General features: G+C 30.9%; 10 protein-coding genes. 6 read left to right on the top strand and 4 right to left on the bottom strand.

The window, feature by feature from the left end:
• Window positions 1-117: 117 nt before the first annotated feature.
• Window positions 118-297, top strand: coding sequence for a DUF5316 domain-containing protein (locus tag EKG35_RS21560; protein WP_425462044.1), 180 nt, complete (start codon window positions 118-120; stop codon window positions 295-297).
• A 113-nt stretch (window positions 298-410) separates the two neighbouring features.
• Here EKG35_RS21560 and EKG35_RS20790 read toward each other — a convergent pair whose 3' ends face one another.
• Together EKG35_RS20790 and EKG35_RS01875 are read right to left on the bottom strand one after the other, a co-directional pair.
• The gene (locus tag EKG35_RS20790) at window positions 411-548 is read right to left on the bottom strand and encodes a hypothetical protein (RefSeq protein ID WP_185807609.1); all 138 of its coding nucleotides are present in this window, start codon (window positions 546-548) and stop codon (window positions 411-413) included.
• Window positions 549-961: 413 nt separating this feature from the next.
• Window positions 962-1,840, bottom strand: coding sequence for a DMT family transporter (locus tag EKG35_RS01875; RefSeq protein ID WP_126292616.1), 879 nt, complete (start codon window positions 1,838-1,840; stop codon window positions 962-964).
• A gap of 214 nt (window positions 1,841-2,054) precedes the next feature.
• On the opposite strand from EKG35_RS01875, the gene EKG35_RS01870 reads away from it, so the two are divergent.
• Window positions 2,055-2,756 carry a YetF domain-containing protein gene (locus tag EKG35_RS01870; RefSeq protein ID WP_126292615.1) on the top strand — a complete coding sequence of 234 codons (702 nt, stop codon included), beginning with the start codon at window positions 2,055-2,057 and terminating at the stop codon, window positions 2,754-2,756.
• Between the two features lie 106 nt (window positions 2,757-2,862).
• Here the strand turns inward: EKG35_RS01870 and EKG35_RS01865 are convergent, their stop codons facing one another.
• Window positions 2,863-3,045 (bottom strand): hypothetical protein, encoded by a 183-nt coding sequence (locus EKG35_RS01865; protein WP_126292614.1) that lies wholly within the window; start codon window positions 3,043-3,045, stop codon window positions 2,863-2,865.
• A gap of 119 nt (window positions 3,046-3,164) precedes the next feature.
• Here EKG35_RS01865 and EKG35_RS01860 point away from each other — a divergent pair, with 119 nt between their 5' ends.
• Window positions 3,165-3,602, top strand: a complete 438-nt coding sequence (locus EKG35_RS01860) for a hypothetical protein (RefSeq protein ID WP_126292613.1) — start codon at window positions 3,165-3,167, stop codon at window positions 3,600-3,602.
• A 229-nt stretch (window positions 3,603-3,831) separates the two neighbouring features.
• Here EKG35_RS01860 and EKG35_RS01855 read toward each other — a convergent pair whose 3' ends face one another.
• Window positions 3,832-4,263, bottom strand: coding sequence for a MarR family winged helix-turn-helix transcriptional regulator (locus EKG35_RS01855; protein ID WP_342774090.1), 432 nt, complete (start codon window positions 4,261-4,263; stop codon window positions 3,832-3,834).
• A 135-nt stretch (window positions 4,264-4,398) separates the two neighbouring features.
• Between EKG35_RS01855 and EKG35_RS01850 the strand changes: the two genes are divergently transcribed.
• From EKG35_RS01850 to EKG35_RS01840, 3 genes are all read left to right on the top strand, one after another.
• Window positions 4,399-5,190 carry a nitrilase-related carbon-nitrogen hydrolase gene (locus tag EKG35_RS01850; protein ID WP_126292611.1) on the top strand — a complete coding sequence of 264 codons (792 nt, stop codon included), beginning with the start codon at window positions 4,399-4,401 and terminating at the stop codon, window positions 5,188-5,190.
• Window positions 5,191-5,338: 148 nt separating this feature from the next.
• On the top strand, window positions 5,339-5,725 hold the full coding sequence (locus tag EKG35_RS01845; protein ID WP_126292610.1) for a retropepsin-like aspartic protease: 387 nt from the start codon (window positions 5,339-5,341) through the stop codon (window positions 5,723-5,725).
• A gap of 109 nt (window positions 5,726-5,834) precedes the next feature.
• Complete coding sequence (locus EKG35_RS01840) at window positions 5,835-6,506, top strand: GNAT family N-acetyltransferase (RefSeq protein WP_126292609.1); 672 nt, start codon at window positions 5,835-5,837, stop codon at window positions 6,504-6,506.
• Window positions 6,507-6,707: the final 201 nt, after the last annotated feature.

Raw genomic sequence — 6,707 nt, 5'->3', positions numbered from 1 at the left:
AACCTCACAAATAATTTAAGGGTTACGCCCCTTAAATTATTTGTGAGGCGAGCAAGCGATAGCGCGCTAGATTCAGAGTGAAATCTCAATTTCTTCTGTCCATTTTCTTGACATAGTATCATTTCTTTAATTACTTCTGGTGCAATGGTTAGTGGAGATCGAATGCGAGCAAATTTTACAACTGAATCTGATGAAGGTAGAGTAAAAAGACAAAATATCAGTTTGAACTCATTTTTAATAGGACTCCCAAACATTCTCGTTGCAATATTGTTTTATTATTTATTGAATAACAGTTAAACTTAAAAATTTACTTGGGGTGAAATATTGAAGAATTGTTTGCTTGAGTCAATATTGTTTTTCACATAAAAGAGGGCTAATCAGATTATTTTCTGATTAGCCCTAATATTATTTTACGCAGCTAAAGTTAATTGAGTATAGGAAAGAATTGCTGGTTTTTCTATTTTCTGAAGTAAATTTAAAGCTTCTTCTTTTGTTTCAAATTCAAAAATACGGTATGCTTCTTGTTCAAATACTGTTACTACCCACATTAAGGGTCGCCTCCTTAAGTTTTAATATAAGAACTTATGTCAAACCTAGAAACTTTGTTATATAACACTGAATGGGTGTTTCAAATAAACACATTGTGTTATATATCATTGAGACCATTCTACACCCAAAATTATCAAATTAAAATAGTTAGTGAATTATTTCACATATTGTTCATATTGATTGCGTTTACAGTAAAAATTACAAAAAAAACATACATATTTTAAAGTTTAAACAAATAATATCAAATTTTTATAAATGATATTTTCATTCGTTATAAGTCAGTTGAACATTATGATAAAGCATATAAGCAGATGATAATCTTAAGCTATCACATTTTTGCCTTTGTTTCTCGATAGTTTAATTTATAAAAAATAGAGTGAAGAATTACTAAGGATTCTTCACTCCATGTTATTTAATGTGGAATATTTTTTCTATTAATCATATAAATACTGCCTAATATAAGAACCATGCCAATTAGAAGTGAATATGTAAAAGGTTCATTTAAAAAGAGTGTACCGATTAGGACTGAAATAAGTGGTACTAGAAAGGTAAACGAACTTACTTTACTAGCTTCACCTGCACTCATTAACTTATTATAGATAACAAATGCTAACGTAACACCAAAAACAGCACCATAAAGAAGCGTAGCGATAAAAGGTAAATTCCAATCAATTGAAGTTATATCTTCTGTCCCCATCCCTATAATAATAAAAACAATACCACCAATTATGTTTTGCATTGCTACTAACCATAATCCATTGACTAAACTACTTTTCTTCTTAACATATACCGTCCCAATAGCCCAACCAATACCTGTAATAAGAGCTAATAAAATTCCGATGGCTGATACTTTTCCTGTGATGCCATCAAAGCTGACAAAAATCACCCCTAAAAAGCCAATAATAATGCCTGATATTTTCATTGTAGTTAAGGGTTCTTTTAACCAAAGCCAAGCAAGTAAAACGACAAGCACCGGCTGTAAATAAACTATGACTGAGAAAAGTCCTGCAGGTAAATATTGAAGACCTATAGATTGAAGACCATAAAAAATAATTACATTAAATATGGCGGATATTATGAAAATATGCCAAACTTCCTTAAAACGAATTTCTCTCCACTTTGGAAGTAAAAAGGCAGAAAATAAAAGTCCTCCAAGAATAGATCTTAATCCTGCGAATAAAATGGGAGGCGCATAATTTAAAGCTATTTTGTAAATTGGCCAAACAGTGCCCCAAATGAGCACTACGATTGCTACTCCAGCAATTACTTTTAATCTTGATATATTTCCCATATTATTTGCCTCCTTATGTAAAATAAATTTATGCCTAAATCAAGGTAACACAGTAATTTATTATTGTATAGAAAAACTTAAAGTAGCAAATTTATTAAAAAATTAGTTGAAGATTAATGATCCAAAACAAAATCCAATTATTGTATATTAATTGATTTGATATCCAATAATATAAATACTTCCTCAACAATGGAAAATTACGGAGGTATTATGAATGCCTGAATTTTTATTAATATTGCTGCGTTCAATTACAGCATTTATTGTTTTGCTTATTCTGACAAGAATAATGGGGAAAAAGCAGCTTTCACATCTTACATTTTTCGACTATGTTGTAGGAATTACAGTAGGATCAATTGCTGCAACGATGTCTATAGACAAAAATATACACATATCAGATGGACTTATTGCATTAGGTCTATGGGGAATTTTTCCGATCATCATGGGGTTTTTAGGATTGAAATCGAGGAAATTCTTGGAACTTACTGATGGAAAGCCTGCGATTCTCATTAAAAGTGGAAAAGTGTTAGAAGAAACAATGAAGAAAAATCAACTTGCGATTGATGAACTAATGAAGCTATTACGTGAAGAAGGGATTTTTAAAATTGAGGATGTAGAAATGGCCATCTTAGAGACAAATGGTGAACTAAGTGTAATGAAAAAATCTGATCTTGAGCCAATAACACCTCGCTTATTGGGTTTAAAAGTGCAAATGGAGCACGCACCAAGTTTATTAATAGTCGATGGTCATATTTTGGATAAAAATTTAACGATTTTAGGTTACTCAAATAATTGGCTCCAAAATGAAATTCAAAAACACGGAGCAAAATCGACAAATGAAGTATTCCTAGCTCAAATTGATGCTAATGGAAATTTATTCGTTGACTTATACTCAAAAAAGCAGAATGAAGAAATTTAAAAAGGCGAGTATATAGCCCTCACCTTTTATGGATATATTTGGTCTTGCCTAGATAAGAAGATTTTTAAGAATATTTATACGCATTATTTTATTAAAATGTCTTATTTTATTTATTTTTATAAGTTTGTTGGTTTTTACTCGTCATAATATTTTTATCCTGCAACTCATCGTCAAAATCAGCTGCAAATTCTTCGTTTCGTTTTTCATCTTTGTCATTACTATTGCAATTATAAATATCGAAACTGTTATGAGTTCTTACATTGATTGTTCTTTTATTATTTTTGCTCATAATAATCACCTCCTAAAAAGTAATGTGCACATTTAAAATAGTTTTATTCTAAATGCACATTCCATATAATGGATCATCAAAGTCCTTTTTTGGTAATAGAAAATGGAGGCGTATTTTAAGTGAAAAAAATTCAAATTATTATGTTGCTCCTCATAATGGGAGTTAGTATAGGAGCCTGTTCCGATGAGGCTGACCCTCATTTAACGAGGGTTGATATACAAAAAATAGATGAAGATGAAATGTATGAAGAAGAGGTTATCCTTGTGGATCTTATAACATTGGATTCATTGAAAAGTATATTTAATGAAGTAAAATGGAAGCCGAATTCTTCAAAAGAAATGTCTGCAAAGGAAGATCTACAACTTACTCTATTTTTTACATATGAAGAAAATATGTCCGAAAAGCTTTTTCTCTATCGAATTTGGTTTGAAGATGACGATGAGGTAATTATTATTAGCAATAATGAAGAAGAGGGGTATGGCAAATTGGAAGGTGATAATGCAGTTAAACTGAAAAATATTTTAATTGGTCAATTTTTGGAGGAAGAAATGGAATGAATAAGGAAAGGTCAAGCACGTACCTAAATTAATCTCCAAATTAAATTCTATTTTACGTGGTTTTTGGTAGTTATTACACGTTTTTATATTATATTTATGCATTTTTTCTGCTTTTTTCTGCGGTTTCACGTACTTTTAACGCGGTTTGGAATTTCAACTCAGTTTCGCGCATTTATTACGGGTTTTCATATAATATTTACACACTTTTCCTGCTTAAGCTGGAGACTTTTTACTTTTCTAATCCGCAATTGGTTTTTAAGATTTCAATCAATACTTCAAACTTATCTTGACCAATTTTTTCACAAATTTCTTTCTCAATCTTCTCCATTAAAACTTCATATTGTTCAAAACATTGTTCTCCAAGCTTTGTTAACTGAACACACTTTTCCTTTTTATTATTTTGTATGTTCTTTATCTCAAGTAAACCTTTAGTTTCAAGACTTTTTATAAATTTATGGGTAGCCTGGCGGGAAATGTTTACTCTCTTTGAAACATTTGAAATTGTAGGTGAACTTTTAAAAATTATCTTAATGATTAACCATTCAGAGTTTGAAATATAAATATCGCTTTTTTCATTCCAAAGTCTTTCTTTCATTTTATTTATTTGAAGGTGATATTCATTCAATAAATCTATGAAATACTGATTATTCAAAATTATCACGCCATTCTTTTTAATTTTAATATAACGAAGCATTTTTTTAACGTCAACCTAGTTTAAATTGATCAAATAAAAGATATGTAAAATTATCTCAATTTGTACATACTAATTTTAAATATTTAGAAACGAGGTCTTCATATGAAGATTGCAGCTATTCAAATGGAATCGATTTCAGGACAAATTGATAAAAATAGAGAAAAAGGGAAAAAATTTGTATATGAAGCGATAAAAAAGGGTGCTCAATTAATCGTATTACCAGAGCTTTGGTCAAGCGGCTATCATCTTACAAAACCAGTATTTGCAAAATTGCAGCAAGAAACTAAGGACATTGTTGAACAGTTTAGAGCTATTGCAAGGGAACATTCTGTAGTACTTGTCGTGCCTTTTATTGATAAAAAGGGAGAAGATTTTTTTATTGCACTATCAGTAATTGAGAGCAATGGTGAAATTCTTAAAACATACCATAAATCCTTTCTTTGGGATAAAGAACAGCTTCATTTTAAACATGGTGAACGTAAGTATGACCCTATTCAAACATCGATAGGAAAGATTGGGACATTGATATGTTATGATATTGAATTTCCTGAGTTAAGCAGAATATTAGCATTGCGCGGTGCACAATTGATTATTGTTTCTTCAGTGACAAGACTTGCATCTGAGAAACGATGGGATATCCAGCTTCCAGCGCGTGCCTTAGATAATACGGTTTTTGTATTGGGAGCAAACACAGTAGGTGAAGGAAGCTGTGGCAAAACGAAATTGATTGATCCTAAAGGAGCAATTGTTCACGAATGTTCGAGAACAAAAGAAGAGATTCTTTTATGTGATTTAGATTTTAGCCAAATAGATAAAGCAAGATTAAAAATTCCTTATTTAAAGGAATTTGATTATTCTTTAGTACCTGGACTAGTTGAAACAAAACTTTATTAATTTTATGCAAATTATTTCGTCTCTAAAAAGGAGATGTTTTTTGTATTGTTGTACAAAAATACCTGAGTGTTGATTGAAGTAGTACAAGCATATATTGGTGAAAAATAATCGTCTATGTATGAAGGTAGATGGGTAGGTGTGCTCAGTAATGAAAAAGCTGACTATTGATAAAGGTTTATTAATTACAGATATGGAAATATTGTTTAAAGGTCAAACGGTGCTTCTTAAACGAGTGCTAGTCGACACTGGTTCTGCAAGTACAATCATTTCATGCGATTTAGCGGAGTCTATCGGAATAGTTGCTGAAGAGAATGATCCAATTTACAAAGTTTATGGGGTTGGTGGATCAGAGTTTGTCTACTCTAAAGTAGTGGACTCAATTAAAATCGGTAATATGAGAGTAGATAACTATCAAATTGAAATCGGTGCTATGAATTATGGCTTTACGTTAGATGGAATACTTGGGCTAGATTTACTGCAGCAAATGAAAGCTATGATTAACATAAACAATTTGTCTTTACAATGGAAGTGTTAAAGGTATAGTTTTCTCTTATCATTAACAACTTTAGAAAAAATTTCTTTCTTTGTGTATAAAGATTAAGTAATATGATAGAAAAAGTACAAAACATAAAGGAGAATAATAGATGGATTATATCAGAATTACAAATATAGAAGATCCGTTATTTGCTAAAATGCATACATTGTTAGGTGAAGTATTTCCTCCAGAAGAAGTATTAGAATTTGATCTTTGGAAGGAACCTCTGGAGGATCCAAGCATTCGAGTTTTTGTTGCAGTCCATAATGATGAAGTAGTAGGAGCAACTGAGTATCGTTATTATCCTCAATGGAATATTGCTATGACAGACTTTACAATTATTGGCCGCCCAGGACTTTCTATTGGTAGATTTTTAGCTAACAACCGCCAGCAAGACTTGAACCAGCTTGCAAAAGAAAATGGTAAAGTGTTATTCGGTGGTTTTGCAGAAATTTATGATCCATACGAAAGAGAAGACTTTGAATTTGGCGGAATTAAGCCAATGAATCCATTTGTTCGTCGTGAAGTATTATCACATCTTGGTTACCAACGTCTTGATTTTCCATACGTTCATCCATCTTGGAAAAATGATGGGGAAGCAGTGAAAGGATTAGATTTTTGCTTTATACCAACCGACGATAAAGTTACAGAAATTCCAGCCAGCTTAATTGTAGATTTCTTAAAAGATTATTATTCTGTATTATCTAACAAACCACAAGAGTGGCTGCAAATGATTGAGGATTTACAAGCAAAACAAACAGTGAAATTGCTTCCTTTATAGGGATGCACATTTCAATTAAAAAGTTATTGAACGTTTTGAATTTAAATTAATTCAAAGCGTTTTTTTATATGAATGTACCTTATAGTAAGTTGGAGAAAGGGAAGCTAAAAAAGAAGTGAAATTTGGAATATTTGTAGGTTTCACAAATAAACTATTTTTCATATAATAAATTTATTAAAATTTGCAATTTTCATATTTTAT

It is taken from the genome of Lysinibacillus telephonicus (assembly GCF_003966145.1).
Taxonomy (GTDB): Bacteria; Bacillota; Bacilli; order Bacillales_A; family Planococcaceae; genus Ureibacillus; species Ureibacillus telephonicus.
This window is presented reverse-complemented; position numbering and strand designations above follow the sequence as displayed.

What these genes read in the sequence shown, in the direction of transcription:
- EKG35_RS20790 (WP_185807609.1), bottom strand. Translation starts at nt 548, where the DNA reads ATGTGGGTAGTAACAGTATTTGAACAAGAAGCATACCGTATTTTTGAA.
- EKG35_RS01875 (WP_126292616.1), bottom strand. Translation starts at nt 1,840, where the DNA reads ATGGGAAATATATCAAGATTAAAAGTAATTGCTGGAGTAGCAATCGTA.
- EKG35_RS01870 (WP_126292615.1), top strand. Translation starts at nt 2,055, where the DNA reads ATGCCTGAATTTTTATTAATATTGCTGCGTTCAATTACAGCATTTATT.
- EKG35_RS01865 (WP_126292614.1), bottom strand. Translation starts at nt 3,045, where the DNA reads ATGAGCAAAAATAATAAAAGAACAATCAATGTAAGAACTCATAACAGT.
- EKG35_RS01850 (WP_126292611.1), top strand. Translation starts at nt 4,399, where the DNA reads ATGAAGATTGCAGCTATTCAAATGGAATCGATTTCAGGACAAATTGAT.
- EKG35_RS01845 (WP_126292610.1), top strand. Translation starts at nt 5,339, where the DNA reads ATGAAAAAGCTGACTATTGATAAAGGTTTATTAATTACAGATATGGAA.
- EKG35_RS01840 (WP_126292609.1), top strand. Translation starts at nt 5,835, where the DNA reads ATGGATTATATCAGAATTACAAATATAGAAGATCCGTTATTTGCTAAA.